Source organism: Micromonospora sp. NPDC005707, from assembly GCF_040631005.1.
Lineage (GTDB): Bacteria > Actinomycetota > Actinomycetes > Mycobacteriales > Micromonosporaceae > Micromonospora.
Genome location: NZ_JBEXYR010000012.1, coordinates 42,876 through 68,678 on the forward strand (window position 1 = coordinate 42,876; position 25,803 = coordinate 68,678).

Consider the following 25,803-nt stretch of genomic DNA (forward strand, 5'->3'; position numbering starts at 1 on the left):
GTCACCCCGGTGGGCCGGGCGCGCGCCGGTCCCGGAAAGTTCGCCGGAAAATTGTCGCGGCGGGATGTCGAGAACGTGGGTGCGGCTGCGTCCCCCGGGTGAACACGGCGACGATGGCCGTACCGCACCGAGGAGAACCTGATGAAGTACCTGCTGCTCAAGCACTACCGGGGCGCGCCGGCGGCCGTCAACGACGTGCCGATGGACCAGTGGACGCCGGAGGAGGTCTCGGCCCACGTGCGGTACATGCGGGACTTCGCCGCGCGGCTGGAGGGCACCGGGGAGTTCGTCGACGGCCAGGCGCTCTCCCCGGAGGGCACGTTCGTCCGCTACGACGGCGACGGGCGGCCGCCGGTCACCGACGGACCGTTCGCGGAGACGAAGGACCTGATCGCCGGCTGGATGGTGATCGACGTCGACAGCTACGAGCGGGCGCTGGAGCTGGCCGGTGAGCTGTCCGCGGCCCCGGGCGCCGGTGGGAAGCCGATCCACGAGTGGCTCGAGGTGCGGCCGTTCCTGACCGAGCCCCCCACCATCACGGAGTGAACACGGTGGACGAGGCCCTGCTGCGGGCCCTCACCCCCACCGTGATCGGGATCCTCGTCCGCCGCGGAGCTGACTTCGCGGCGGCCGAGGACGCCGTGCAGGACGCCCTGATCGAGGCCGTGCGCGGGTGGCCGGACGACCCGCCGCGGGACCCGAAGGGCTGGCTGGTCACGGTGGCCTGGCGCAAGTTCCTCGACGCCGCCCGCGCCGACGCCTCCCGCCGGCACCGGGAGGTCCGCGTCGACGCCGAGCCGACGCCCGGCCCGGCCGAGGTGGTGGACGACACGCTGCAGCTGTACTTCCTGTGCGCGCATCCGTCCCTCACGCCGGCCTCGGCGGTCGCGCTCACGCTGCGGGCGGTCGGCGGCCTGACCACACGTCAGATCGCGCGGGCCTACCTCGTGCCGGAGGCGACGATGGCGCAGCGGATCAGCCGGGCCAAGCGGACCGTGTCGGGGGTGCGGTTCGACCAGCCCGGTGACGTGGCCACGGTGCTGCGCGTGCTCTACCTGGTCTTCAACGAGGGCTATTCGGGCGATGTCGACCTCGCCGGCGAGGCGATCCGCCTCACGCGGCAGCTGGCGGCCAGGACCGAGCACGAGGAGGTCGCGGGCCTGCTCGCGCTCATGCTGCTGCACCACGCGCGGCGGGCGGCGCGGACCGGCCCCGACGGCCGGCTGGTGCCGCTCGCGGAGCAGGACCGGGGCCGGTGGGACACCCGCCTGATCGCCGAGGGCGTCGACGTGCTCCAGCGGGCCCTCGCCCGCGACCGGCTGGGGGAGTTCCAGGCTCAGGCCGCCATCGCCGCGCTGCACGCCGACGCGCGGGCGGTCGAGGAGACCGACTGGGTGCAGATCGTCGAGTGGTACGACGAGTTGGTGCGGCTCACCGACAGTCCGGTGGCGCGCCTCAACCGGGCCGTCGCGGTCGGCGAGGCCGACGGCCCGCGCGCCGGCCTGGCCGCCCTGTCCGGGCTCGACCCGGCCCTGCCCCGCCACGGCGCCGTCGCGGCGTACCTGCACGAGCGCGACGGTGACCTGGCGCTCGCGGCGCGGCTCTACGCCGACGCCGCGCGGGCGGCGGCGAGCCTGCCCGAGCGGGACCACCTCACCCGGCAGGCCGCCCGGCTCAACGCGCGGCTGCGCGGGTGACCGCCTCGGCGATCGGGGTTTCCCCGCCGACCAGTTCCAGGGTGAGCCCGGCGGTGTCCGGGGCGGCCAGCAGGGCGAGCAGGACCCGCGCCACGTCGGCGCGGGTGACCGGCCCCGGGTCGACGTGCCGGGCCAGGGTGATCCGGCCGACCGGTGCGTCGTCGGTGAGCCGGCCGGGGCGCAGCACGGTCACGTCGAGGTCCCGGCCGGTGAGGTCGTCCTCGGCGGCCTTCTTCGCCCGCAGGTACGCCGCCCACACCTCGTCGGTCCCGGCCCTCGGGAGCCGGTCCACGCCCATCGAGGAGACCAGCAGGTAGCGGCGGACCCCGGCGCGCTGCGCGGCGTCGGCGAGCAGCACCGCGGCGGCCCGGTCGACGGTGTCCTTGCGGGCCGCGCCGCTGCCCGGGCCGGCGCCGGCGGCGAAGACCACCGCGTCGGCGCCGGCCAGGTGCCCGGCGACGGTGTCGACGTCGGTGTGTTCCAGGTCGCAGACGACCGGTTCGGCGCCGGCGGCGCGCAGCGCGGCCCCGTGCTCCGGGTTGCGGATCAACCCGACGGCGGTGTCGCCGCGGCCGGCGAGTTCCCGCTCCAGCAGCTTGGCGATCTTCCCGTGGCCTCCGGCGATGACGACGCGCATGCCCTCAACCTAGCCCCGCGACCCCGCCCGCACCGGGTGAGCGGTGGGCCCGGGTTCGCCGGAGGCGGGGCGGGCGAGGCAGCATGGACGCCGTGACCGAGACGTTCGAGGTGTTGACCCGGCTGGTGGGCGCCGGGGACGTGGTGGTGCTCAGCGGCGCCGGCCTGTCCACCGAGTCGGGCATCCCGGACTACCGGGGGCCCTCCGGGGCGGCCCGCCGGCACACCCCGATGACCTACCAGGCGTTCACCCGGGACGCGGACGCGCGGCGGCGCTACTGGGCGCGCAGCCACCTGGGCTGGCGGCTGATCGCCCGGGCCGCCCCCAACGACGGGCACCGGGCGGTCGCCCGGCTGCAACGCGCCGGCCTGCTCGGCGGGATCATCACCCAGAACGTCGACGGTTTGCACACCGCCGCCGGCGCCACCGGCGTGATCGAGCTGCACGGCCGCCTCGACGAGGTGACCTGCCTGGACTGCGGCAACCTGACCTCCCGCGACGAGCTGGACCGGCGGCTCACCGAGGCCAACCCCGGTTTCGACGCGCACGTCGCGCACGTCAACCCCGACGGCGACGTGGACCTGCCCGACGAGGCGGTGGCCCGCTTCCGCACCGTCGACTGCGGCATCTGCGGCGCCGGGATGCTCAAACCCGACGTGGTGTTCTTCGGCGAGACGGTGCCCGCGCCGCGGGTCGCCGACTGTTTCGCCCGGGTCGAGGGGGCCCGGGCGCTGCTGGTGCTCGGCTCGTCCCTGACCGTCATGTCGGGGCGCCGGTTCGTGCTGCGCGCGGCGAAGCTGGGCATCCCGGTGGCCATCGTCAACCAAGGCCCCACCCGCGGCGACGGGTACGCCACCGTCACCCTCGACGCGCCGCTGGGCGCGACGCTCACCGCGCTGGCCGACCGGGTCGCCGCGCGGCCGGCGCCCGCCGCCGTGTGACCGACCCTCCGGGCGGGGTACGACATGAGCCGGAAACATGGTCGCTGGTAGCGTTGACCATGCCGGTACCACCCACGTGGGAGAGACCGCCCGGGAACCACCCGGACGGCGCCGAAGGGGCAGATTCTCCCCGGAACCTCTCAGGCAAAAGGACCACGTGGGCAGGCGCTGTGGAGCGCGTCAGCGCGACTCAGGGGGAGGCCGACCCGTCGACCTCGCCCCCGCAAGGAGCGCAGCGCATGACCGCAGAGCAGTTCGCCGACCGGCACATCGGCCCCGGCCCGGACGACGAGCGCCGGATGCTGGAGACCGTCGGTCACAGCTCCATCGACGAGCTGATGGACGCCGCGATCCCCGAGGTGATCCGCTGGCACGGCGCCCTGGACCTGCCCGCCCCGGCCAGCGAGCGGGAGGCCATCGCGGAGCTGCGCGCCCTGGCCGCCCGCAACACCGTCGCCGTGTCGATGATCGGGCTGGGCTACCACGGCACGCACACCCCAGCGGTGATCCGCCGCAACGTGTTGGAGAACCCGGCCTGGTACACGGCGTACACGCCGTACCAGCCGGAGATCAGCCAGGGTCGCCTCGAGGCGCTGCTGAACTTCCAGACCATGGTCACCGACCTGACCGGGCTGGCCACCGCGAACGCCTCCATGCTCGACGAGGGCACCGCCGCGGCCGAGGCCATGACCCTGGCCCGCCGCGCGTCGAGGACCAAGAGCCCGGTGTACGTGGTCGACGCCGACACCCTGCCGCAGACCGTCGCGGTGATCACCAGCCGCGCCGAGCCGCTCGGCATCGACGTGCGCGTGCTCGACGTGGAGCGTGACGAGCTGCCCGCCGAGTTCTTCGGCCTGCACCTGCAGTACCCGGGGGCGTCCGGCGCGGTCCGCGACCACACCCCGCTCGTGGAGGCCGCGCACGCCGCCGGCGCGCTGGTGACGGTCGCCGCGGACCTGCTGGCGCTGACCCTGCTGCGCCCGCCGGGGGAGATCGGCGCCGACATCGCCGCCGGCACCACCCAGCGTTTCGGCGTTCCCATGGGCTTCGGCGGACCGCACGCCGGCTACCTGGCCGTCCGGTCCGGGCTGGAGCGGATGCTGCCCGGCCGGCTCGTCGGGGTGTCCAAGGACGCCGACGGCAACCCGGCGTACCGGCTGGCGTTGCAGACCCGCGAGCAGCACATCCGGCGGGAGAAGGCGACCAGCAACATCTGCACCGCGCAGGTGCTGCTCGCGGTGATGGCCGGCATGTACGCCGTCTACCACGGCCCCGACGGGCTGCGGGCCATCGCCCGGCGTACCCATGAGGCGGCGGCGCGGCTCGCGGCCGGGCTGCGCGCCGGGGGCGTGCAGGTCGCGGACGTCGCGTTCTTCGACACCGTCACGGCCACCGTGCCGGGGCGGGCCGCCGAGGTGGTGGCCGCCGCCGCGCGGCGCAACGTGAACCTGCGGCTGGTCGACGCCGACCGGGTCGCCATCTCCTGCGACGAGACCACCACGGCCGCGCACCTGGCGGAGGTGTGGGCGGCGTTCGGCGTGGCCGGGGTCGACGGCGAGGTCGACGCGGCGCTGCCCGGCGACCTGGCCCGCGGCAGTGACTTCCTCACCCACCCGGTGTTCCGCACCCACCACTCGGAGACGGCGATGCTGCGCTACCTGCGCCGGCTGTCGGACTTCGACTACGCCCTGGACCGGGGCATGATCCCGCTCGGTTCGTGCACCATGAAGCTGAACGCCACCACCGAGATGGAGCCGATCACCTGGCCGGAGTTCGCGCACCTGCACCCGTTCGCCCCGGCCGAGCAGACCGCCGGCTACCGGGAGCTGATCGCCCAGCTGGAGGGGTGGCTGGCCGAGGTGACCGGCTACGACGCGGTCAGCGTGCAGCCCAACGCCGGGTCGCAGGGTGAGCTGGCCGGGCTGCTGGCCATCCGGGCCTACCACCGGGAGCGCGGGGAGGCGCACCGCGACGTGTGCCTGATCCCGTCGTCGGCGCACGGCACCAACGCCGCGTCGGCCGTGATGGCCGGCATGCGGGTGGTCGTGGTCGGCTGCGACGCCGACGGCAACGTCGACCTGGTCGACCTCGACACGAAGATCGACAAGCACCGGGACGCGCTCGCCGCGATCATGGTGACCTACCCGTCCACCCACGGCGTGTACGAGACGGGCATCGCGCAGCTGTGCGCGAAGGTGCACGACGCCGGCGGCCAGGTGTACGTCGACGGCGCGAACCTCAACGCCCTCGTCGGGTTCGCCAAGCCGGGCCGGTTCGGGGCGGACGTGTCGCACCTGAACCTGCACAAGACGTTCTGCATCCCGCACGGCGGCGGCGGTCCCGGCGTGGGCCCGGTGGCGGTGCGCGCGCACCTGGCGCCGTTCCTGCCCGGCGACCCGCTCGGCGCGCACGTCGACGGGCGGCCGGCGATCTCCGCGGCGAACCACGGGTCGGCGGGGATCCTGCCGATCCCGTGGGCGTACCTGCGGATGATGGGCGCCGAGGGGCTGGCCCGGGCCACCGGTGTGGCGGTCCTCGCGGCGAACTACGTGGCCGCGCGGCTGCGGCAGCACTTCCCGGTGCTGTACGCCGGCAACAAGGGCCTCGTGGCGCACGAGTGCATCCTGGACCTGCGGCCGCTGACGAAGGCGACCGGCGTGACCGTCGACGACGTGGCGAAGCGGCTCATCGACTACGGCTTCCACGCGCCGACGATGTCGTTCCCGGTGGCCGGCACGCTGATGGTGGAGCCGACCGAGAGCGAGGACCTGGCCGAGCTGGACCGGTTCTGCGACGCGATGATCGCCATCCGCGCGGAGATCGACAAGGTGGGCTCGGGGGAGTGGCCGGCGGGGGACAACCCGCTGTCCAACGCGCCGCACACCGCGGCGATGGTGTCGGGTGACGAGTGGCCGCACCCGTACCCGCGGTCGGTGGGCGCGTACCCGGGCGCGGTGGATCGGGCGGGGAAGTACTGGCCGCCGGTGCGGCGGATCGACGGCGCGTACGGCGACCGGAACCTGGTCTGCTCGTGTCCCGCGCCGGAGGCGTTCGAGAGCTGAGGCGCAGCGCGCCGGGGCGGTGCAGTGCCGCCGCCCCGGCCGGCGCGTCGACCGGTGGGTCGACGCGTACGCTCCATGACGGAGCGTGATCGGTCAGGCGACGAGGGCGTGTCGGGCGGGGCCGCGGTGCGGGGCGATGGTGCTGCCGTCGGGGAGCAGCTCACCGGTGTCCTCGAAGACGATGACACCGTTGCAGAGCAGGCTCCAGCCCTGCTCACGGAAGCAGGCGATGACGCGTGCGGCTTCGCGATCGGTCGCCTCAGCGGAGGGGCAGGTGGGTAGGTGCTGGCACATCGGGTTCTCCGGACTGTGGGGGCACTGTGTCATGGTTCACATGACCAGTGACGCACAGTACCAAGTGAAAGCGCGCGCTATCGAGCAAGGATGCGGCTTGTTCACCCGAAATCGGCTGAACGGATGAGTGTGAACCGACCGGACGGTGTGGAAGCGCTCCCAAGGGTAGGGGTCGACGTCCCCGGGGCGCCGCCGGAGTGCCGGGCCCGGCTCGTGGAGCGGGCCCGGCTGGAATGGTGGCTGGCCGACGGCGGCGACCCGGCGGCGCTGGCCGAGGATTTCCTGGCCGCGCACGGTGTGGCCCTGTCCGACCTGGCCCGGCCGGCCGCCCACGACCCGCGGGGGGCCTGCGGCGCCGCCCTGTTCCTGTCCGCCGCCGCCGGGGCCCGCGCGGCCGGCGGCGCCGCCGGGGCGCCCACCCCCGTGCCGGCGCTGCCGGACCTGGCCGTGGTGGTCTACGGACACACCGACCGGCCCGCCCCGCCGGCCGGCCCCGGACCGGGCGGCGGCTGGTGGCTGGGCCCGTGGCGGGACAGCTGGACCCCCGGCGCGCACGCCGAGGCGGTGACGGCGGTCCGGGCGGCCATCGGGCGCGGCGACGTCTACCAGGTCAACGTCGTGGGCCACGCCGCCGCCGGGTACGCCGGCGACCCGCTGCCCGCCCTCGCGCGCCTGGGCGCGCTGCCCGGCGCCCGTTACGGCGGCACCCTGTCCGGGCTCGGCTGGGCGATCGGCTGCGCCTCACCGGAGACCCTCGTGGCGCTCGAACACGGCCGCCTGGTCACCCGGCCGATCAAGGGCACCCGCCCCGCCACCCCGGCCGGCCGCCGCGAGCTGCTCGCCTCGGCCAAGGAACGCGCCGAGCACGTCATGATCGTCGACCTGGAGCGCAACGACCTGGCCCGGGTGGCCCGCACCGGCTCGGTGCGGGTCGACGAGCTGTTCGCCGTACGCCGGTGGTGTGACCTGTGGCAGGCCGAGTCGACGGTGTCCGCCGCGCCCGCCGACGGGCTGGGCCTGGCCGGCCTGCTGCGCGCGCTCTGCCCCGGCGGGTCGGTCACCGGCGCCCCGAAGCTCGCCGCCCTCGACGAGATCGCCGCCCTGGAGCCGGTCGGCCGCGGCGCGAGCATGGGCGCGCTCGGCTGGGTCGGTCCCGGCCGCGTCGACCTGGGGTTGACCATCCGCACCGCCGCCGCGGACGCCGAACGGCTGCACCTGTGGGCCGGCGGCGGCATCACCTGGGGCAGCGACCCGGCCGCCGAGGTCGCCGAGGCCGCCGCGAAGGCCGCCCCGATCCGGGCCCTGCTCGCCGCCGGCTGACCCGCTCCGCTCCACGCCCCACCGGCGGCCGAGCGCGTCCTGCCAGCGGCCGGCCGACGGCCGCGTCCTGCCGGCGGCCGGCGGAGACCGCGGCGGGTCAGGCGCGGGCGAAGGCGTCCAGGGCGGCCACGACCCGCTCGCCCACCCCGTGGCCGCTGCCGTGGCCGCCGGACTCGACGATCTCCAGCCGGGCGTCGGGCCAGTCCCGGGTGAGCTGCCAGGCGATGTCCGGCGGGCCGCTGACGTCCAGGCGGCCCTGCACCAGCACGCCGGGGATCCCGGCGAGCTTGCCGGCGTCGCGCAGCAGCTGCCCGTCGGGCAGGAACCCCAGGTTGCTGAAGTAGTGGGTGACCAGCCGGGTGAAGCCGGCCCGGAACTCCGGGTCGGCGTAGCGGGGGCTGGCCTGGTATCCGCCGGCCAGGGAGACGTGCACGTCCTCCCAGGCGCACCAGTCCCGGGCGGCCTGGTCGCGCACGCGCGGGTCGGGGTCGTTGACCAGCCGCGCGTACGCGGCGGACAGGTCGCCGTTGCGCTCGGCCGCCGGCACGCCGTCACGGAACCGCGCCCACTCCTCGGGGAAGACCCGGCCCATGTCCCGGGTGACCCAGTCGATCTCACGGCGGGTGTTGGCGACCACGCTGAACAGCACGAGCGCGGTGACCCGCTCCGGGTGGCGCTGGGCGTACGCCAGGGACAGCGACGAGCCCCAGGAGGCGCCGCAGAGCAGCCACCGGTCGACGCCCAGGTGCGCGCGCAGCCGTTCCATGTCGGCCAGCAGGTGGGCGGTGGTGTTGACGGACAGGTCGGTGGCCGGGTCGCTGGCGGGCGGGGTGCTGCGGCCGCAGCCGCGCTGGTCGAACAGGATGATCCGGTAGGCGGCCGGGTCGAACAGCCGCCGCCAGGAGGCGCCCGCGCCGGAGCCGGGGCCGCCGTGCACCACGAGGGCCGGCCGGCCGTCGGGGTTGCCGCAGGTCTCCCAGTGGATCCGCTGGCCGTCGCCGACGTCGAGCTGGCCCTGCGCGTACGGCTCGATCGGTGGATACATCGGGTTCCCCTCCCACGGCCCGGATACAACAGCGCTGTTACATTAGCGGACGTGACCGCCATCCCCGACCGCGAGGCCCTCGGCACCCTGCTGCGCCACGTCCTGGAGGTGCTCGACGGCGACGTCGCCGCCGTCTACGCCGACCTCGACCTGGCCGACTACCGGCCGCGCTTCTCACCGCTGGTGCGGGTGCTGGTCGCCGACGGCCCCCTCGCGATCCGCGACCTGGCCGCCCGGGTGGGCGTCACCCACTCCGCGGCCAGCCAGACCGTCGCCCAGATGGCCCGCGCCGGCCTGGTCGTCCTGACACCCGGCGCGGACGCCCGGCAGCGCATCGTCAGCCTCACCGACCGGGCGCGCGCCCTGCTGCCGGTGATCGAGGCCGAGTGGGCGGCCACCACCACCGCCATGCGGGGGCTGGACGCCGAGCTGCCCGTACCCCTGGCCGACGAGCTGTACGCGGTGCTCGCCGCGCTGCGCCGCCGCCCGCTGCGCGACCGGATCGCCGACACCGGCCTGGCGCCCACCCGACCGCCAGCCTGACCCCCGCCGCCCGCTCGCGCAGGGCGGGCGGCGGGCTGACCGGCCTGACCCGGGCCGCCCGCTCCGGCCGGGCGGGCGACGGGCTGAGCCGCGCCGGCCGCCCTGCCTGAGCCAAGCCCTGCCTGAGCCAAGCCCTGCCTGAGCCAAGCCCTGCCTGAGCCACAGCCGGCCCTGAGCCACAGCCGGCCCTGAGCCACGCCCTGCCTGAGCCGCTGGCGCGCGACGCCGGTCGCGCTCGGCCGGCTTCAGCGGGCCAGGCGTTGCCAGCGGCGCACGGACAGCGGCAGGAACACGGCGACCAGCAGCAGCGGCCAGGCCACCGCCAGGGCGACCGCGTGCTCGGCGGGCCACGAGCCGGCGCCCCAGCCGGGGTTGCCGAACAGGTCCCGGGTGGCGGCGACGGTGGCCGACAGCGGGTTCCAGGCGGCGACCGCGGCGAGCCATCCGGGCATGGTGGCCGGGGCGACGAACGCGTTGGAGGCGAAGCCCAGCGGCCAGACCAGGATCTGCAGGGCGGCGACCGCCTCGGGGCGGCGCAGCAGCAGCGCCAGGTACACCCCGAGCCAGATCATCGCGAAGCGCAGGAGCAGCAGCAGCGCCACCGCGGCCAGGGCGGCGGCCGGGCCGCGGTGCGGCTGCCAGCCGATCAGGACGCCGCAGGCGAGCACCACGGCGAGGGCCACCGCGGAGTGCAGCAGGTCGGCCACGGCGCGGCCGGTGACCACCGCGGCGCGGCTCATGGGCAGCGACCGGAACCGGTCGGTCACGCCACGGGCGGTGTCCACGGCCACCGCCGTGTAGGTGGTCTCGACGCCGAAGAGCATGGTCATGGCCACCATGCCGGGCAGCAGGAACTCCCGGTAGCCGGCGCCGTCGGACAGTGCCGGCACCCCGTCACCGTCGGACAGTGCCATGGCACCGCCGAACAGGTAGCCGAACATCAGCAGCAGCAGGACGGGGAACAGCAGGCCGAACAGCACCTCGCCGGGGCGGCGGGCCCAGTGGGCGAGGGTCCGGCCGGTCAGGACGGCGGTGTCGGCGGCGGCCCAGCGGGCCCGGGACAGCGGCAGGACGCTCATGCCGGCACCTCCGTGCGGGAGTCGGTGAGGTGCAGGAACACCTCGTCGAGGGTGGGGCGGCGCACCGCCACGTCGCTGGCGCGCAGGCCGGCTGCCTCCACGGCGCGCAGCACCGCGGCGAGCGCGGCGACCCGGTCGGTGACCGGGACGCTGAGGCGCAGCGCGGCGCGGTCGACGGTGGGTGTCACGCCGGTGGCGGCGGCGACGGCCGCGGCGGCCGGGGTCAGGTCGTCGGGGTGGTGCAGCACCACGTCGATCCGGTCGCCGCCGAGGGTCAACTTCAGCTCCTCCGGGGTGCCGTCGGCGGTCACCCGCCCGTGGTGGAGCACCCGTACGTTGTCGGCGAGCCGGTCGGCCTCCTCCAGGTACTGGGTGGTGAGCAGGACGGTGGTCCCGGCGCCGACCAGGCCGCGCACGGCGTCCCAGACGTCGCTGCGGGCGCGCGGGTCCAGGCCGGTGGTGGGTTCGTCGAGGAACAGCACCGGCGGGTCGACGATCAGCGCGGCGGCCAGGTCGAGCCGGCGGCGCATTCCGCCGGACCAGCCGGCCACCGGCCGGTGGGCGGCCGCGGCCAGGTCGAAGCGGTCGAGCAGGTCGTCGGCGCGGGCCGCGGCGCGGGCCGGGGAGAGGTGGTGCAGCCGGCCGAACAGCACCAGGTTCTGCCGGCCGCCGAGGACCTCGTCGACCGCCGCGTGCTGGCCGACCAGGCCCAGGTGCGCGCGGGCCCGGTCGGCCTGCCGGCGCACGTCGAACCCGGCGACCCGGGCGACCCCGGAGTCGGCGCGCAGCAGGGTGGTCAGGATGCGGACCAGGGTGCTCTTGCCGGCCCCGTTCACCCCGAGCACCGCGCAGACCGTGCCCGCGGGCACCGCCAGGTCGACGCCGTCCAGTGCGGCCTGGTCGCCGTAGTGCTTGCGCAGGCCCTCCGCCTCGATCGCCGGTCCGTCCCGTCGCATCGCCCCTCCGCTCCCTTGTCCAGTACGCCGTACCGTACACCATACGACAAGGGGGGTCGGTACAGTCGGCGGGTGACCACCGAGTACAGCGGCACCGGGGACCCGGCGCGCAGCCTCGCCCTGCTCTGGCGTACCCGGGAGAAGGCCAGCCGCAAGGGCGGCGACCTCTCCGTCGAGCGGATCGTGCGCGCGGCCATCGAGGTCGCCGACGCCGACGGGCTGGCCGCGCTGTCGATGCGCCGGGTCGCCGAGCGGCTCGGGGTGGGCACCATGACCCTCTACACGCACGTGCCCGGCAAGGGTGAGCTGCTCGACGTCATGCTCGACACCGTCTACGGCGAGACGGCCCGCCCCGAGCAGGTGCCGGGCGGCTGGCGGGGCCGGCTCGCGCAGATCGCCCGGGAGAACTTCGCCCTCTACCTGCGGCACCCGTGGCTGCTGCAGGTCGCCACCACCCGCCCGCCGCTGGGCCCGAACCTGATCGCCAAGTACGAGTACGAGCTGCGCGCCGTCGACGGCATCGGGCTGACCGACCTGGAGATGGACGCCGTGGTCACCCTGGTCACCGGCTACGTCCACGGCGCGGCCCGCCCCGCCGTGGAGGCGGCCCAGGCCGCCCGGGACACCGGGATGACCGAGCAGCAGTGGTGGTACGCGCACGCCCCGTACCTGGAAAAGGTCCTCGACCCGAACCGGTTTCCCCTCGCCGCCCGGGTCGGCGCCGCCGCCGGCGAGGAGTACCAGGCCGCCGGCGACCCGGCCCGCGCCTTCGAGTTCGGGCTGGCCCGCCTGCTCGACGGCGTCGAGGTCCTGGTCCGCGACCGGGCGGGTGCCGCACCCGCCGGGGTAACGGGCGGATAGCCTTCCGGGCATGACTATGCGCCCGATCCGGATCATCGGCGACCCCGTGCTGCGCACCCCGTCCGAGCCGGTGACCGTTTTCGACGCCGACCTGCGCGCGCTCGTGCAGGACCTCATGGACACGCTGCTCGGCGCGCCCGGCCGGGCCGGCGTCGCGGCCCCGCAGATCGGGGTGAACGCGCAGGTGTTCGTCTACGACGCCGACGGGCACCGCGGCCACCTGATCAACCCGACGCTGGAGCTGTCCGAGGAGCGCCAGGACGACGACGAGGGCTGCCTGTCCATCCCCGGGCTGTACTTCCCGACGCCGCGGGCCATGCACGCCACCGCGCACGGCTTCGACCAGCACGGCCAGCCGCTGACCATCGCCGGCAGCGGGTTCCTGGCCCGCGCCCTGCAGCACGAGACCGACCACCTGCACGGCCGCCTGTACGTGGACACGCTGCGCGGCGACACCCGCCGCCGGGCCCTGCGGGAGATCCGCGCCGGCCGCTTCGACTCGCCCAGCCGGGGCCGCTGAACCCGACGGCGGGGGTGGCCGGCGCCGCCGACCACCCCCGCACGTCAGTCGCGACAGGTCACTTCGGCGGCGGGGCCACCAGGCAGGTCGCGGTCGAGGTGTTGCCGGAGTCGTCCACGCCCGTGATGATCGCGTCGCCGCGCAGCGTCACCTTGTAGTCGATGTCGCCGGTGCCGTCCTTGACCCGGGACTGCGCGCCCGGCGCCTGCACCAGCTTGATCTTCGTACCGGCCGGGAACGGCCCGAACCGCACCGACGCGTCGGCGGCGTCGCCGATGTACACCACGACGGCGGTGTCGACGATGTCCGTCGCGGTGAGCTGGTAGAACCCGTCCGGGTTGTACGAGCCGGGGATGTTGCCGCCGCTGGGGTTGTTCGTCGGCACGCACCGCGTCACCGGCGCGGTGGTGTCGACCACCCGCATCACCGCGGTGTCGCTGCCGGTGTTGCCGGCCGCGTCGGTGGCGGTGCAGGTGACCGTGGTGGCGCCCAGCGGGAAGGTGCTGCCGGGCGGCGGCGCGCACGTCGGGGTGAGCGGACCGTCGACGTTGTCGGTGGCGCTCGCCGGGTAGTTGATCACCGCGCCGGCGGGGCTGGTGGCCTCCACCGTCCGGTCGTCCACGACCACCGTCGGCGGGGTCACGTCGTTGACCCGCACCGTGATGTGCTCGACGAACGCCGGCCCGCCGGAGAGCCCGTTGAGCAGGAAGTCCACCGTGCAGTGCAGGGTGGCGCCCTGCGGGGCGTCGCCGGCGACCGTGATGGTCTCGGCGAACGGCACGTCGGTGCCGCTCTGCTGGGTCCTCGACGGCGCGTCGAAGCTCACCGACAGGCCCGGGTCGCAGACCACCTGCGGGGTGACGGTCACGTCGAGGTCCCGCAGCCCGGACAGGATCGCCGCGGTGACCGTGTCCGGGGCGCTGCCGACCACCTGCCCGCCGGTGGCGGCGGCCACGGTGGTGGCCTGCCCGCTCGCGTCGAGGCCGCCGCCCCCGCCGGTGACGTCGACCGCGAGCACGCGGGCGTCGTCGGCCTGCAGCGCGGCGGTGGCCTGGGCCAGGGTGTGCCCGGCGCTCGGGTCATGGCTGGGCGCGTCACCGACCAGCACCACGATCCGGCTGCTGCCCGAGCGGTAGGCGATGCCCCCGTCGGAGACCTGGAACAGGCCGTTCACCCACGCCTCCGGTACGTCGCCACCGCCGCCGGCGGCCAGCCCGTCGACCGCGTTCTGCAACGCGGTGGCATCGTCGGTCAGGTTCTGCCGGACCCGGAACAGCTCCGCGCCGTCGCCCTCGTCGCGGTAGGAGGCCACCGCGAACTGTGCGCTGGGCTGCGCCCCGCGCACGTTGTTGATCACCTGTTGCAGGTTGGTGCGGACGTTGGCGATCGCCGCGCCCATGCTGCCGGTCGTGTCGACCAGCAGCACCACGTCCGGGTTCGGCGGGATCGGCGGCGTCGAGACCACCTTGCCGATGCCAATGGTGGCGCCGGGGTCCGCGGACCGGTCCACGGTGGCCGGGTCGACGCCGGGCGCCGCCCAGGCCGGCGTGGCCGTGATCAACGCGGTCACCGCGGCAGCCACGGTCACCGCCGTTCTTCGCCCCCGGGGCACTGCTGTGAAACCCATCGTGTCTCCTTCAGCTCCGCCGCGCCCGCCCCGGGCGCGGCCTCGAAGCCAGACGCTAGGGGCTGGGCCGCGCCGGACCGGTCCGACACAAGCCCAGGTCAGGGTCGGGTTGTTGACCCGGCGTGGCGGCTGGACAGGACAGACTGAGCGGTCAGGCGGTCACGGCAGGCGGTGCAGCGCGCACTCGGTGAAGTCGGCGACCCGGGTGAAGCCGAGCCGCTCGTAGAGACGCACCGCCGCGACGTTGTCGGCCTTGACGTTGAGGGTCACGTGGTCGACCGTGGCCCGCATCCCGGCGCACAGCGCCGCCACGGCCGCCCCGGCCAGACCCCGCCCCCGCACGTCCGGGTGGGAGGTCACGTTGCCCAGCGCCGCCACCCGCCACGTCGGCGACCACACGTGCACCCCGGCCACCGCCACCAGCCGGCCGTCCTCCCGCACCCCGACGTAGCGGCCGGTGTCCAGCATCCGCGGGTCGAACCAGTTGCCCGGATACGCCGCCGCGTACAGCTCCCGCAGCTCCGGCAGGTCGGCGCGACCCAGCGGCTCCCCGGCCGGCGCCACCGCCGCCAGCCGGGCCGGGTCCGTCAACGCCATCCGGTAATGCGCGGCGGCGTCGGACACCGCGTACCAGCGGGCCACCGTGGCGTCCAGGCCGGGGGAGAGGTGCGCCCACAGCCGGGCCGGCAGCACCGGCGCCGCCTCGGCCAGCAGCGCCGCCAGGTCCCCGGCGCGCTCCGGCGGCGCGAACGCCAGCAGGGTGGGCAGCTCGACACCGTGGTAGAGCAGCACCACCTCGTCGCCCCGCCGGAACCAGGACGTGTACGGCCAGAAGAAGTCGTCCAGATCGCCCAACTGGTAGGCGTGCAGCACCGGGTCCCGACCCAACAGCCCGGCGAGGACGGCACGGTCGTGTTCGGCGCGCACAGCCACCCGCCGATGATCACACGCCGGCGGTCAGCGCCTCACACCGCCACCCACTGGTCGTAGCCCAGCTTGCCCACCAGCGCCACCACCACGACCAGCAGCACCACCCGCACGAAACCCGAGCCGCGCCGCAACGCCATCCGCGCGCCCACCGCCGCACCGGCGACGTTGCACACCGCCATCGCCGCGCCCAGCAGCCACCACACGTGCCCCGTCGCCGCGAACACCACCAGCGCACCCAGGTTCGTGCCCGCGTTGACCACCTTCGCCATCGCCGAGGCGTGCACGAAATCCGACCCCACCAGCGCGGTGAACGCCAACACCAGGAACGTCCCCGTGCCCGGGCCGATCAACCCGTCGTACAGCGCGATGCCCAGACCGGCCACCGCCACCGCCACGGCCACCCGCACCGGCGTACGCCGCCCCGGATACGACACCACGCCCAGCCGCGGCCGGGTCAGCACGAACACCGCCACCGACACCAGCACCACCAGCACCACCGGCCGGTACGCCCCCGCCGGCACCGCACCCGCCAGCGCCGCGCCCAACCCGGCCGTCAGCACCGCCAACCCCGCCGCAGGCCCCGCCACCGCCCAGTCCAGCTTCGTGCGCCGCGCGTACGTCACCGCCGCCGTCGACGTACCGAAGATCGCGGCCAGCTTGTTCGTGCCCAACGCCGTCGCCACCGGCACCCCCGGCGCGCCCAGCAGCAGCGCCGGCAGCAGCAACAGGCCACCACCGCCCACCACGGCGTCCACCCAGCCCGCCAGAGCGGCCGCGCTCAACAGGGTCGTCAGCGACAGAGGATCCACGGGCCGCCATTCTGCCCACCCCCACCAGCCCGACGAGACGCCCTGTGGCCAGCGTCACCGCAGCTCAACGCCCCCGCAGCCGCCGCAACCACAGACCCAGCGACGCCACGGCCACGAACACGAGCATCGAACACAGCAACGCCTTCAGCACCAGGCAAGCCTGCCACGCGGACGTAGGGTGTGCAGGTGCGCCTGGCCACCTTCAACCTGCTGCACGGCCGGTCCCTCACCGACGGACTCGTCGACCCCGACCGGCTCGCCGCCGCCGTCACCGCACTCGACGCCGACGTCCTCGCCCTGCAGGAGGTCGACCGCGACCAGACCCGCAGCGGCCGCCTCGACCTCACCGCCATCGCCGCCCGCGCCCTCGACGCCCCCGAACACCGCTTCGCCGCCGCCGTCGTCGGCACCCCCGGCGAACAGTTCCGCCCCCTCACCCACGACGACGACGGCCACGGCGAACCCCTCTACGGCGTCGGCCTGGTCAGCCGCCACCCGGTCCGCTCCTGGCAGGTCACCCGCCTGCGCCCCGCCCCCGTCCGGTCACCCATCTACGTCCCCGGCCCCGGCGGCGGGCTCGTCCTGCTCCGCGACGAACCCCGCGTCGTCCTCGCCGCCGTCCTCGACACCCCCCACGGGCCGCTCACCGTCGCCGCCACCCACCTGTCCTTCGTGCCCGGCTGGAACATCCTGCAGCTGCGCCGCGTCGTCCGCGCCCTGCGCACGCTGCCCGCCCCGCGGATCCTCCTCGGCGACCTCAACCTGCCCGCCGGCCCCGCCGCCCTGCTGACCCGCTGGCGCCCCCTGGGCCGCCGCCCCACCTACCCGGCCGGGCAACCCCGGGTGCAGCTCGACCACATCCTCGCCGACCGGCGCGGCCTCGACCGGCTGCCCCCGGTCACCGCCGTCGACACCCCGCTGTCCACCATCTCCGACCACCGGCCGCTCATCGTCGACCTCGGCTGACCGCGCCCGGCCGGCCGCTCAGCCCAGCCCGGACGCCCGCTCCGCCGCGCGCACCGCGTTGCGGAACAACATCGCCACCGTCGTCGGACCCACCCCGCCGACCCGCGGCGTGATCGCCCCCGCCACCTCGGCACACGACTCGTCCACGTCCGGCAGCAGCCGCCGCCCCTCGTAACGCACCCCGCCACCGACCACCACACCACCCGGACGCACATGCTCCGGCTGGACGATCCCCGGCACCCCGGCCGCCGCCACCAGGATGTCCGCCCGCCGCGTGTACCGCGGCCAGTCCGGCACCCCCGTGTGCACCACCGTCACCGCCGCGTTCGCCGTCGGCCGCTTCTGCGCCAGCAACATCGCCAACGGCCGGCCCAGCGTGGCGCCCCGACCCAGGATCACCACCTCCCGGCCCGCCACCGGCACCCCGTGGAACGCCAGCAACGCCTCGATCCCCGCCGGCGTGCATGGCAACGGACCCGGCAACCCCAACGCCAACCGGCCCATGTTCACCGGATGCATCCCGTCCACGTCCTTGTCCGGGTCCAGCTCCGCCAGGGCCCGGTCGTAGTCCAGATGCCCCGGGATCGGATACTGCACCAGCACCCCGTGCACGGCCTTGTCCGCGTTGAAATCCGCCAGCACCGCGTGCAGGTCCGCCTGCGACGCCGACGCCCGCAGATGCACGTGCGGCGACACGAAACCCAGCTCCGCCGCCTGCCGCTGCTTGATCCTGATGTAACCCGCGCTCGCGTCGTCGTCGCCCACCAGCACCGTCGCCAACGCCGGCGTCACCCCGGCCGCGCGCAACGCCACCACCGACTCGGCGACCTCCGCCAGCACCTGCGCCGCCACCGGCGCACCCGGCAGCAGCCGCGCCGTCGTCGTACCCGAAGAAGACATGCCGCACCCCGCCCACGGAGGCCCAGGCGGTCGACCCCCGCGCCGAGCTCCCCGATGGTTGCCCATCCCCGTGCCGCCAGTCGCGTTCACCCCTCAGCCTGCCACAGCCCGCTCCACGACCGCATCCGCCACCGCCGCCCATCGCGGCAACGACCCCACCAGCGCCGCCGCCCGCCGCCGCCGCTGCACCACCGACGCCACCCGCAGGTCCGCCAACACCGCCTCGAACGCCGGCCGCAACGCCCGCTCCCGCTCCGGCGCGTCCACCGCCAGCACCGCGTGACACCGCGCGTACGTCACCACGACCCAGAACATCGCCTCCCGGTGCGCGCCCGCCGCCACCAGCTCCGCGCTCCCGTCCAGCACCACCGGCCGCCCCGCCGCCGACAGGTCCGCGACGAACGGAAACGGGGTACGCGCCACCCGCGCCGCCTCGTCGAACGTCACCGCCAACCCCGCCAGGTGCTCCCGCACCCGACCCGGACCCACCCCACCGCCGTCCAGCGACGCCAGCAACTCCTCGTACCGGTCGGCGAACCCGTACCGGGCCAACACCTCCCGCGCCAGCACGTACCGCCGCCGCACCGTCGGATCCCGCAACCCCGCCACCGCCGGCAACACCGCCAGCACCGACGTGGGGAACACCCACGCCAGCACCTGCTCCGCCAGCGACGCACCGTCGTCCAGCCGCGCCAACCCACCCTCGATGCGCCGCCGCACCCCGGCACACCGCCGCCGCACCCACACCGGATCCGCGAACCCCGCCGTCACCCGGTCCCGGATCGCCGCCAGCCGGCCCGACGGGTCCGCGATCACCGCATCCGCGCGGAACATCGGCGCGAACACCCACGAACCCAGCACGTCCGCCGGCGACCCCAACTCCGCCCACGTCAGCGCCGACACCTCCAACAGCACCCCACGGTGCCGGAACTTGCCCACCTTCGCCCCCGCGGCGTCCCGCACCAGCAGCACGTCCACATCCGACGACGGCGCCAGCACCGCCTCATCCGGCAGACCCACCGTCGACCCGCTGAAGAACGCGCCCCCGATCGACGGATCCCGGGCCATCTCCCCGCGCACCCACTGCACCGCCACCGCCCGCGCATCACCCACCCGCATCCCGACCATGCTGCCCGCTCAGGACCCCTCCCGCCGCGCCACCAGACCGGCCAGGGCCCGGTTCGTGCGGTTCGACGCCACCGCCGCGCGCTGCTGACCCGCCGTCACCTCGATGTACGTCTGCGACGACGCCAACGACGCGTGCCCCAGCAACCGCATGATCTCCGCCGCGCTCGCCCCGTCCTCCGCCAACCGCGTCGCGAACGTGTGCCGCAACGCGTGCAACCGCGCACCCCGCGGCACCCGGTCACCGATCCCCGCCCGCCGGTAACACGACTCCACCAGGTACTGCAGGCCGCCGCGGCGCAGCGGCTCTCCCTGCCGATCCACCAGCAGCGGCGCATCCGGCCGGACGGTGCGCGCCCCGAACCGCCGCCGCCGGCTGTCCAGGTAGTCCACCAGCACCCGGTCCACACCCGCCTCGATCGGCACCGTGCGCGGCCGGCCGCCCTTGCCGGCCACGTCCACCCGGCGCTCACCGGCCCGGCCGGCCACCGACGCCACCCGCAACGCCAGCAGCTCCGACAGGCGCAGGCCCGCGCAGAGCGCCAACGCCAGCACCGCCAGGTCCCGCTCCGGCCACGGGTCGCGCTGCCGGCCGTCCTCCCGGGCCACCGCGGCCAGCAGTTCCTCCGGGGTGTCCTCGCCCCGCAGCGGCTTGGGCTGGGGGAGCGGCGTCCGGGGCCGCCCCACCGCCGGCATCGGATTCCCCGGTACGACACCCTCGGCCACCAGGAACGTGAAGAAGCTGTTCCAGGTGGACCAGGCACGGTGGACGGAGGCGGCGGCGCGGGGAGCGGCGAAGCGGGCGAACGCCGCGCGCATGACCCGGGGGGACAGGGCGGTGACGCGGAGCTGGTCGAGGGGGAGGGGAGTGGTGCCGTCCCCGGTAGCCACGAGGCCCGCCACGGTGGTCAGGTCCCGCCGGTACGCGGCCAGGGTATGGGGGGAGGGCTTCCGGGTGGCCCGGGCGGTCAGGAACTCCTCGATCAGCCGCTCCACCGATTCGTCCGGTTTGTCATGCATAAGGCATATTATGCATGATTTTCGCGTTCCTGTCAGGGCCCGGTCCGGGGGAGCGACCCGGGAAACCACTTGTCCCGCCACACAGACTGGTCCCGTGGTGGACCTCGACGAACAACTCGTACGCCGGCTCGTCGCCGCGCAGTTTCCACGATGGGCGCACCTGCCGGTCGCTCCGGTGGACCGGCAGGGGTGGGACAACCGGACGTTCCGCCTCGGCGACGACCTCGTCGTGCGACTACCCAGCGCCGAGGGCTACGTGCCCGGCGTCGCCAAGGAGGACCGCTGCCTGCCGGAACTGGCCCGCCGCCTGCCGCTGCCCGTACCCGAACCGCTCGCCGTCGGAGCGCCCGGCGCCGGCTACCCGTACCCCTGGTCGGTGCGGCGCTGGCTGCCCGGCGACACCCTGGAGGCCGCCGGGCAGGTCGACCGGCCGGCCGTGGCGCGCGACCTCGGCGCTTTCCTCACCGCGCTGCGACGGGCGCCCGCTGCCGGCGGTCCGGCTGCCGGGCGGCACTCCTTCTTCCGGGGCTGCCACCCGAGCGCCTACGGCGACGAGGTGCAGGACGCCCTGGACGTGCTGCGCGGCCGGGTGGACACCGCCGCCTGCCGGGACGTCTGGGCGCACGCGTTGACCTCGGCGTGGCCGGGGCCGCCGGTGTGGTTCCACGGCGACGTCGCCGTGGGCAACCTGCTCGTGGCGGGCGGGCGGCTGTCCGCGGTCATCGACTTCGGCACCTGCGGTGTCGGGGACCCGGCGTGCGACCTGGTGCCGGCCTGGACCTGGTTCGTGGGTCCGGAGCGGCAGGTGTTCCGCGAGGCGGTCGGCCTGCCCGACGACGCCTGGCGGCGCGCCCGTGGCTGGGCGCTGTGGAAGGCGCTCATCCAGCTGGCGCGTCCGGGCGACCGGCACGAGGAGCAGGTGCGGGTCCTGGCGGCGGTCCTCGCCGATCCGGTCGTGCCCTGACCGACGGGGAGGCCCGGAACCTACTTACTTGACATAATGTGCATTATCGAATCTGCCGTTGGGGCAGCGTGCGGCCACCGGCCCTGCGAGTGCGTCTGGATTCGGCCATGGCGACTTTCCGCCACCTGCGGGCCCTGTCGTTTCGCCGGGCCGGACCCGATGCTGACTGCACCGGAGCCGTCCGCATCGCGGGCGGCTCCCGGCCGAACAACCCAGGGAGCGTACATGAGGAAAAACGCCCTTTGGCTGGTCACCGCAGTCTCCAGCATGGCCCTCATCGTGGGGCCCGGACTGCCGGCCGCCGCGGCGGAACCCGCCCGCGCGACCACCGCGTCGCAGACCTACACCTACGACCTCGCCACCGCCACCACGACCGACCCGGTGACCCAGGCGAAGATCGACAAGATCGCCGCGCAGCTACCCGCGGACTGGCGTGCCCGCCTCGCCGCCGTGCGGGCCGAGTCCGGCATCGAGCCCTCCGGTCTGCGCAACGCCATCGCGGCAGCCATCGACCCCGGCGACTACGAGTGCGGTGACACCGCCTTCAGCGCCTGGGCGGACGAGGTTGTCGGCGGCATCGACATCGGCACGCTGTTCATCCTGGTCATCTTCGGTGTCCTGGACTACCCGACCTACGACGCGGTCCTGTACGGCTCGTCGGCGGACCAGGCCGACTACGGTCTGCCCGCGCAGTACCAGAACTCGATGTCGCGGGCCTTCCGCGCCGCGCAGAAGTTCTGGGACGTCCCGCTCGGCGACGTCGACTTCTTCGCCATGCAGAACGACATGCTGCAGGATCCCGAGCGGGTCGCCCGGATGGTCACGCTCTTCCTGGGTCTGACCGGTGACGACGCCCGCAGCATCGCCGAACAGCTCATCGCGATCATCGACTCCGACCCGGGCCTCGCCGGCGGGGACAGCCCGCTGTTCACCCTCAACGCCTTCGCGTTCAGCGCGGCGGACGAGACCGGGCCGCCCTTCGCCGGCCTGCCCGACAAGATGGTCTTCGGCGAGGGCATGTTCACCGCGCTGGAGGTGCTGGGCATCAGCGACGCCGGGCCGCGCGCGGTGCTCGGTCACGAGATGGCCCACCACGTCCAGTACGAGGCCGGCCTGTTCGACAGCCCGCTCACCGGTCCCGAGGCCACGCGCCGCACCGAGCTGATGGCCGACGCCTTCGGCACCTACTTCGTCACCCACGCGCGTGGTCTGGCTCTGAACGACCGCCGGGTCCTGGAGGCGGAGCGGGCCTTCTACGAGGTGGGCGACTGCTCGTTCACCGCGGACGGCCACCACGGCACCCCGAATCAGCGGCTCCGGGCGTCGACCTGGGGTGCGGATCTCGCCGCGGGCGCCCAGAAGCAGGGTCACATCCTGCCGACGTCCACCCTCGATCTGCGGTTCGAGCAGCAGCTGCCGGTGTTCGTCGCGCCGGACGCGAACGAGTGATCCGCCGCAGGTGAACCGGGCCGGCTGTCCCCCGTGGATGGCCGGCCCGGTTGGCGGTCGACGGCGGTGTCAGAGCCAGCCGCGGCGTGCTGCCTGCACGCCCAGCTGGAAGCGGCTGCGGGCGCCGAGTGACTTCTGCAGGGCGGCGATCCTCCTGGTGACCGTACGCTCGCTGACTCCCAGCTCCCGCGCGATCGACTCGTCGGTGAGGCCCGCACCGAGCAGGGTGAGCAGATGCCGGCCCGACTGGCTGGGGCCACCGTCGGGCGTGCCGTCGAGGGGAAGGGCGGAGATCGGCACGCCGAGTGCCCAGAACGACTCGAAAACGCCGATCACGGCGTCGAGGAAACCGCCGCCGAGTATCACCAGCCCGTGCAGACGCTCGGCGCCGGGCATGGGTGCGGTGAGGATCGCCCACCGGCCGTCGGCGATGGTCAGGTTGAAGGGGACGTTCGGGAAGACCCGGGCGGACTCCCCCGCCGAGATCGCCTGCTGGACGAGCGCCATCGCCGTGGGCTGCCGGAGGATGTGGGTGCTGTAGACGACGCGGTACGTGACGCCCCGGCGCATCGCCTCGGCGGAGCCGGGTGCCTGCGCCAGCTGGGGCGCGCCGTTGCCGACGGGTCCGACGGAGAGTGCCATGGCCTGGGTGCGGACCTCGCGGTGCAGCTTCTCCTGGGCCGCGACCGTGCTGTCGGTGGTGGTCAGCACCTCCAGGTAGTCGGGCAGGGGTGACTGCTCCGCCCACAGCCGCCCCAGCGCCTCGGAGCCCTCTCGGGCGGCCGCGGCGGCACGCAGGTGTTGTTCGGCGAGGACCTCGAGGGTGAGCCGGGGCGGCAGCGGGACCCACCTCTCCCCGTCGAGCTCCACGAGGCCGAGGCCGGCCAGTTCGTCGAGGGCGGAGTCGACAGCGACCACGTCGATGCCGAGCCGTGCGGCGAGCTTCTCGCGGTGTGGAGGTCCGCCCTGCACGAGGGCCAGGTAGGCGCGTTCGGTCGCGTCGGACATTCCGAGGTCGCGCAGTGCACCCACAACTGGTGTCTATCACGATCTCCAGGTGGGTGGCCGCCCCGCCGTTGCGGCTCGGCCGGTCTCGGGGTGCCGGTCAGGGCTGCAGGTCGACCACTCCCTTGCCGGTGCGGATGTCGAGCGGCACGGAGACCTGGTCGTGGGCGATCAGCCAGGTCCCGTCGACCTTCTCGAAGCAGAAGGTGGCCCGGACCCACATGCCGTTCGTCGCCGTCCCGTCCTTCAGTGTGCCGCTGAGCCGGCCGAACGCGTGTCCGAATGCGACGTCGTCGCCGACGGTGAGGGTCAGATCCCGGACCTCGTAGGACACGCTGTCGAAGAACGCGAAGACGTTCGCCCAGTTCTTGAGTTTGGCGTCCACTCCGACGTGTTGCAGCGGCGGTTCGACGTCGAAGGACACCACGTCCGTCGTGTAGAGCCGCCGCAGGCCCTCGAGATCCTTGTTCCGCAGTCCTTCGACGATCCCGTCGATCTGTTCGCGGATCCTGGTTTCGTCTGGCTCGCGTCGTCCCGGCATGTTCTCCTGCCCCTTCTTCTCGGAGGGAACCCTCGTGTGCCTGAGGGCTTCCAGTGCGGTCCGACACGGGTCATGCGGGGGATACCGAACCCGGCCGGTTGCCGATAGTGTCCACGGATCGCACCGTCCGTTCATCCGGAGGGCTCCGTCATGAGGTTCGGACTTCCGTGGCTGCCCCGAACGGTGGCCACCGTGTTGCTTCTTCTCGGAGGGGTCGGCGTGCCCGCCGCGTCCGCCTCGGCGGCGCCGGCAGGTACGGACGCCACCGCTTCGCCGGCAGGTACGGACGCCACCGCTTCCCCGGCGGGTACGGACGTCACCGCGCCGCGGGCGGGTACGGACGTCACCGCGCCGCGGGCGGGTACGGACGTGACCGTCGATCTGGCCGGCGGGACGATTCCGCTGGGGGTCACGAAGAAGACGCTTCACCTGAAGATCAGCAACCGGGGTGACGCGACCCCGACCCGGGTCGTCATCCGGGTCGACGCATCGGAGCTGGATGCGTTGGATTTCAAGCTCACGCTCTGGCCGACCGGCGGGCTGGGTGAGTGCGACGGCGACTTCTCCGGCTGGTACTGCGACCTGCTGCAGGATCAGCTTCCGGGGCCGGGCGAGACGGTGGAGCTTCCCGTCCGCGCCACCGTCCAGACCGACGAGCCCATCGCGGGCCGGATCAAGGTGACCGTCGAGGTCGAACCGGTCGACACGAATCCGGCCGACAACACGAAGTGGTTCCCGATCGAGGTGGTGGACCACCCCGAGGCCGACCTTTCGGTGATCGCGCCGGACGTGACGCAGTCGGTACGGATCGCTGCCGACGGCAGCCTCAAGTCCACCGGCACGTTGAACCCGGGCGAGACGGGCGCGGTGCGCTACACGATCGCCAACCAGGGGCGGAAGCCGGTCGACGGCGTCAAGGTCGAGCTGCGCCTGCCCGAGGGCGCGACGTTCACGAGACCGCCGGGTGAATGCGTCCTCGGTGACGGCGGGCGCACGGCGGTCTGCACCTACGACCGGCTGGCCCTCGTTCCGGTCGACCAGGACACCGACCCGAACGACCAGCTTTACTCCGCCGTCGAGCTGTACCACCTGGTGACGGTGCCGGCCGCCACGAAGGCGCCGGTCACGTTGCGAAACGGGACCGTCCGGGTCGAGGGCCTGAGCGAGCCTGGGTCGGACCGTTCCGGCCCGGCGCGGAGCGCCCTTCCCGCGAACGCCGTCGCCGTACGGGCGGCCGACGTGGACGACAGCGACAACGAGGACGGGTTCGCGGTCGTGGTGGTCGCGAACAGCAGCGGCGGAGGTAGTGGCGGCAACCCCGGCAACGGTGGTGGCACTGGTGGTGGCGGCAGCCTGCCGATCACCGGGCCCCAGGCCGGGCTGACCGCCGGTATCGGCCTCGCCATGCTGGTGGGTGGCGGTGTGCTGCTGCTCCTGACCCGACGGCGCCGGGCCATCCGGTGACCCACGACGGGTGACCGGTGGTGGCGGTGCGCACCTGACGGAACCGGT

25 protein-coding genes and 1 riboswitch are annotated in these 25,803 nt (G+C 74.4%); of the genes, 12 read left to right on the forward strand and 13 right to left on the reverse strand.

Going from position 1 to position 25,803, the window contains the following annotated elements:
* Positions 1-138 precede the first annotated feature (138 nt).
* A complete protein-coding gene (locus ABZ452_RS23135) occupies positions 139-546 on the forward strand; it encodes a YciI family protein (RefSeq protein WP_357946783.1) in 408 nt (135 codons plus the stop codon).
* A gap of 5 nt (positions 547-551) precedes the next feature.
* Positions 552-1,697: a DUF6596 domain-containing protein gene (locus tag ABZ452_RS23140; protein ID WP_357946785.1), complete on the forward strand. Its 1,146-nt coding sequence runs from the start codon at positions 552-554 to the stop codon at positions 1,695-1,697.
* On the opposite strand, the gene ABZ452_RS23145 is transcribed toward ABZ452_RS23140, so the two are convergent.
* Complete coding sequence (locus ABZ452_RS23145; protein WP_357946422.1) at positions 1,675-2,334, reverse strand: NAD(P)H-binding protein; 660 nt, start codon at positions 2,332-2,334, stop codon at positions 1,675-1,677. The two genes, ABZ452_RS23140 and ABZ452_RS23145, sit on opposite strands and share 23 nt — an antisense overlap.
* Before the next feature lie 83 nt (positions 2,335-2,417).
* Between ABZ452_RS23145 and ABZ452_RS23150 the strand changes: the two genes are divergently transcribed.
* Both ABZ452_RS23150 and gcvP read left to right on the forward strand, forming a co-directional pair.
* Positions 2,418-3,275, forward strand: coding sequence for an NAD-dependent protein deacetylase (locus tag ABZ452_RS23150; RefSeq protein WP_357946424.1), 858 nt, complete (start codon positions 2,418-2,420; stop codon positions 3,273-3,275).
* A 67-nt stretch (positions 3,276-3,342) separates the two neighbouring features.
* Positions 3,343-3,441, forward strand: a riboswitch (glycine riboswitch).
* 73 nt (positions 3,442-3,514) lie between these two features.
* Positions 3,515-6,337 (forward strand): aminomethyl-transferring glycine dehydrogenase, encoded by a 2,823-nt coding sequence (gene gcvP, locus ABZ452_RS23155; RefSeq protein ID WP_357946427.1) that lies wholly within the window; start codon positions 3,515-3,517, stop codon positions 6,335-6,337.
* A gap of 93 nt (positions 6,338-6,430) precedes the next feature.
* Here gcvP and ABZ452_RS23160 read toward each other — a convergent pair whose 3' ends face one another.
* Entirely contained in the window at positions 6,431-6,631 is a 201-nt protein-coding gene (locus tag ABZ452_RS23160) for a DUF5999 family protein (protein ID WP_109947276.1), read from the reverse strand.
* 123 nt (positions 6,632-6,754) lie between these two features.
* On the opposite strand from ABZ452_RS23160, the gene ABZ452_RS23165 reads away from it, so the two are divergent.
* A complete protein-coding gene (locus ABZ452_RS23165; RefSeq protein WP_357946429.1) occupies positions 6,755-7,951 on the forward strand; it encodes a chorismate-binding protein in 1,197 nt (398 codons plus the stop codon).
* 97 nt (positions 7,952-8,048) lie between these two features.
* Here ABZ452_RS23165 and pip read toward each other — a convergent pair whose 3' ends face one another.
* On the reverse strand, positions 8,049-8,996 hold the full coding sequence (gene pip / locus ABZ452_RS23170) for a prolyl aminopeptidase (RefSeq protein ID WP_357946431.1): 948 nt from the start codon (positions 8,994-8,996) through the stop codon (positions 8,049-8,051).
* Positions 8,997-9,047: 51 nt separating this feature from the next.
* On the opposite strand from pip, the gene ABZ452_RS23175 reads away from it, so the two are divergent.
* The gene (locus ABZ452_RS23175) at positions 9,048-9,539 is read left to right on the forward strand and encodes a MarR family transcriptional regulator (protein ID WP_357946434.1); all 492 of its coding nucleotides are present in this window, start codon (positions 9,048-9,050) and stop codon (positions 9,537-9,539) included.
* Between the two features lie 245 nt (positions 9,540-9,784).
* Here the strand turns inward: ABZ452_RS23175 and ABZ452_RS23180 are convergent, their stop codons facing one another.
* On the reverse strand, positions 9,785-10,618 hold the full coding sequence (locus ABZ452_RS23180; protein ID WP_357946437.1) for an ABC transporter permease: 834 nt from the start codon (positions 10,616-10,618) through the stop codon (positions 9,785-9,787).
* Positions 10,615-11,574: an ATP-binding cassette domain-containing protein gene (locus ABZ452_RS23185; RefSeq protein WP_357946440.1), complete on the reverse strand. Its 960-nt coding sequence runs from the start codon at positions 11,572-11,574 to the stop codon at positions 10,615-10,617. The genes ABZ452_RS23180 and ABZ452_RS23185 overlap by 4 nt, the downstream gene beginning before the upstream one ends.
* 72 nt (positions 11,575-11,646) lie before the next feature.
* Here ABZ452_RS23185 and ABZ452_RS23190 point away from each other — a divergent pair, with 72 nt between their 5' ends.
* Positions 11,647-12,435, forward strand: coding sequence for a TetR/AcrR family transcriptional regulator (locus ABZ452_RS23190; protein ID WP_357946443.1), 789 nt, complete (start codon positions 11,647-11,649; stop codon positions 12,433-12,435).
* Between the two features lie 10 nt (positions 12,436-12,445).
* Complete coding sequence (def, locus tag ABZ452_RS23195) at positions 12,446-12,955, forward strand: peptide deformylase (RefSeq protein WP_357946446.1); 510 nt, start codon at positions 12,446-12,448, stop codon at positions 12,953-12,955.
* Positions 12,956-13,013: 58 nt separating this feature from the next.
* Here def and ABZ452_RS23200 read toward each other — a convergent pair whose 3' ends face one another.
* The 3 genes from ABZ452_RS23200 to ABZ452_RS23210 form a co-directional block, all read right to left on the reverse strand.
* A complete protein-coding gene (locus tag ABZ452_RS23200) occupies positions 13,014-14,582 on the reverse strand; it encodes a VWA domain-containing protein (RefSeq protein WP_357946448.1) in 1,569 nt (522 codons plus the stop codon).
* A gap of 159 nt (positions 14,583-14,741) precedes the next feature.
* Positions 14,742-15,515: a GNAT family N-acetyltransferase gene (locus tag ABZ452_RS23205; RefSeq protein WP_357946452.1), complete on the reverse strand. Its 774-nt coding sequence runs from the start codon at positions 15,513-15,515 to the stop codon at positions 14,742-14,744.
* 32 nt (positions 15,516-15,547) lie between these two features.
* Positions 15,548-16,321 carry a TSUP family transporter gene (locus tag ABZ452_RS23210; protein WP_357946455.1) on the reverse strand — a complete coding sequence of 258 codons (774 nt, stop codon included), beginning with the start codon at positions 16,319-16,321 and terminating at the stop codon, positions 15,548-15,550.
* A 186-nt stretch (positions 16,322-16,507) separates the two neighbouring features.
* Here ABZ452_RS23210 and ABZ452_RS23215 point away from each other — a divergent pair, with 186 nt between their 5' ends.
* Positions 16,508-17,287, forward strand: a complete 780-nt coding sequence (locus tag ABZ452_RS23215) for an endonuclease/exonuclease/phosphatase family protein (RefSeq protein WP_357946457.1) — start codon at positions 16,508-16,510, stop codon at positions 17,285-17,287.
* A gap of 18 nt (positions 17,288-17,305) precedes the next feature.
* Here ABZ452_RS23215 and ABZ452_RS23220 read toward each other — a convergent pair whose 3' ends face one another.
* The 3 genes from ABZ452_RS23220 to ABZ452_RS23230 all read right to left on the reverse strand — a co-directional run bounded on the left by ABZ452_RS23220 (position 17,306) and on the right by ABZ452_RS23230 (position 20,332).
* A complete protein-coding gene (locus tag ABZ452_RS23220; protein ID WP_357946459.1) occupies positions 17,306-18,187 on the reverse strand; it encodes a tetrahydrofolate dehydrogenase/cyclohydrolase catalytic domain-containing protein in 882 nt (293 codons plus the stop codon).
* A gap of 93 nt (positions 18,188-18,280) precedes the next feature.
* Positions 18,281-19,306: a hypothetical protein gene (locus ABZ452_RS23225; RefSeq protein WP_357946463.1), complete on the reverse strand. Its 1,026-nt coding sequence runs from the start codon at positions 19,304-19,306 to the stop codon at positions 18,281-18,283.
* Between the two features lie 18 nt (positions 19,307-19,324).
* Positions 19,325-20,332 carry a tyrosine-type recombinase/integrase gene (locus ABZ452_RS23230; protein WP_357946465.1) on the reverse strand — a complete coding sequence of 336 codons (1,008 nt, stop codon included), beginning with the start codon at positions 20,330-20,332 and terminating at the stop codon, positions 19,325-19,327.
* Between the two features lie 94 nt (positions 20,333-20,426).
* Between ABZ452_RS23230 and ABZ452_RS23235 the strand changes: the two genes are divergently transcribed.
* Positions 20,427-21,296, forward strand: coding sequence for an aminoglycoside phosphotransferase family protein (locus tag ABZ452_RS23235; RefSeq protein WP_357946468.1), 870 nt, complete (start codon positions 20,427-20,429; stop codon positions 21,294-21,296).
* Between the two features lie 225 nt (positions 21,297-21,521).
* Complete coding sequence (locus ABZ452_RS23240) at positions 21,522-22,745, forward strand: hypothetical protein (RefSeq protein WP_357946470.1); 1,224 nt, start codon at positions 21,522-21,524, stop codon at positions 22,743-22,745.
* Between the two features lie 69 nt (positions 22,746-22,814).
* On the opposite strand, the gene ABZ452_RS23245 is transcribed toward ABZ452_RS23240, so the two are convergent.
* Both ABZ452_RS23245 and ABZ452_RS23250 read right to left on the reverse strand, forming a co-directional pair.
* Positions 22,815-23,753, reverse strand: a complete 939-nt coding sequence (locus tag ABZ452_RS23245; RefSeq protein ID WP_357946473.1) for a LuxR C-terminal-related transcriptional regulator — start codon at positions 23,751-23,753, stop codon at positions 22,815-22,817.
* 97 nt (positions 23,754-23,850) lie between these two features.
* A complete protein-coding gene (locus ABZ452_RS23250; protein ID WP_357946476.1) occupies positions 23,851-24,291 on the reverse strand; it encodes a nuclear transport factor 2 family protein in 441 nt (146 codons plus the stop codon).
* A 369-nt stretch (positions 24,292-24,660) separates the two neighbouring features.
* Between ABZ452_RS23250 and ABZ452_RS23255 the strand changes: the two genes are divergently transcribed.
* The gene (locus tag ABZ452_RS23255; protein ID WP_357946478.1) at positions 24,661-25,755 is read left to right on the forward strand and encodes a hypothetical protein; all 1,095 of its coding nucleotides are present in this window, start codon (positions 24,661-24,663) and stop codon (positions 25,753-25,755) included.
* Positions 25,756-25,803: the final 48 nt, after the last annotated feature.

Coding starts and splice junctions, on each gene's coding strand:
- ABZ452_RS23145 (WP_357946422.1), bottom strand. CDS start 2,334: ATGCGCGTCGTCATCGCCGGAGGCCACGGGAAGATCGCCAAGCTGCTG.
- ABZ452_RS23150 (WP_357946424.1), top strand. CDS start 2,418: ATGGACGCCGTGACCGAGACGTTCGAGGTGTTGACCCGGCTGGTGGGC.
- gcvP (WP_357946427.1), top strand. CDS start 3,515: ATGACCGCAGAGCAGTTCGCCGACCGGCACATCGGCCCCGGCCCGGAC.
- ABZ452_RS23160 (WP_109947276.1), bottom strand. CDS start 6,631: ATGTGCCAGCACCTACCCACCTGCCCCTCCGCTGAGGCGACCGATCGC.
- ABZ452_RS23165 (WP_357946429.1), top strand. CDS start 6,755: ATGAGTGTGAACCGACCGGACGGTGTGGAAGCGCTCCCAAGGGTAGGG.
- pip (WP_357946431.1), bottom strand. CDS start 8,996: ATGTATCCACCGATCGAGCCGTACGCGCAGGGCCAGCTCGACGTCGGC.
- ABZ452_RS23180 (WP_357946437.1), bottom strand. CDS start 10,618: ATGAGCGTCCTGCCGCTGTCCCGGGCCCGCTGGGCCGCCGCCGACACC.
- ABZ452_RS23185 (WP_357946440.1), bottom strand. CDS start 11,574: ATGCGACGGGACGGACCGGCGATCGAGGCGGAGGGCCTGCGCAAGCAC.
- def (WP_357946446.1), top strand. CDS start 12,446: ATGACTATGCGCCCGATCCGGATCATCGGCGACCCCGTGCTGCGCACC.
- ABZ452_RS23200 (WP_357946448.1), bottom strand. CDS start 14,582: ATGGGTTTCACAGCAGTGCCCCGGGGGCGAAGAACGGCGGTGACCGTG.
- ABZ452_RS23220 (WP_357946459.1), bottom strand. CDS start 18,187: ATGTCTTCTTCGGGTACGACGACGGCGCGGCTGCTGCCGGGTGCGCCG.
- ABZ452_RS23225 (WP_357946463.1), bottom strand. CDS start 19,306: ATGCGGGTGGGTGATGCGCGGGCGGTGGCGGTGCAGTGGGTGCGCGGG.
- ABZ452_RS23230 (WP_357946465.1), bottom strand. CDS start 20,332: ATGCATGACAAACCGGACGAATCGGTGGAGCGGCTGATCGAGGAGTTC.
- ABZ452_RS23240 (WP_357946470.1), top strand. CDS start 21,522: ATGAGGAAAAACGCCCTTTGGCTGGTCACCGCAGTCTCCAGCATGGCC.
- ABZ452_RS23245 (WP_357946473.1), bottom strand. CDS start 23,753: ATGTCCGACGCGACCGAACGCGCCTACCTGGCCCTCGTGCAGGGCGGA.
- ABZ452_RS23250 (WP_357946476.1), bottom strand. CDS start 24,291: ATGCCGGGACGACGCGAGCCAGACGAAACCAGGATCCGCGAACAGATC.